Source organism: Halocynthiibacter sp. (genome assembly GCF_049608145.1).
Lineage (GTDB): Bacteria > Pseudomonadota > Alphaproteobacteria > Rhodobacterales > Rhodobacteraceae > Halocynthiibacter.
In genome coordinates, this window is sequence record NZ_JBMYXF010000140.1 from 1 (window position 1) to 224 (window position 224).

The 224-nt window shown below is 59.4% G+C and carries 1 pseudogene; it reads right to left on the minus strand.

Features of this window, described 5'->3' with window-relative positions:
• Window positions 1–28: 28 nt before the first annotated feature.
• Window positions 29–224, minus strand: a pseudogene (locus ACPGUT_RS16245) (peptidase); the annotation flags it as partial.

The window sequence follows — 224 nt, forward strand, 5'->3', positions numbered from 1 at the left end:
CGGCAGACAGAAGGATCGTAGCCATGTGTTAAACTCCTAACGGAAAACGAAAACGCGCCGCAATCCGGCGCTGCCACGGCAGACTCAGCGGGCTTTCCGTGACCGCATGACCGCTATAGGCATGAATGAATTTCGGATGATCCCCCGCGCGCGAGCAGATCCCCACATGTTTGGCAATCGCCCCCTCGCGCATGCGAAACAGCAGCACATCGCCCGCTGCCAGA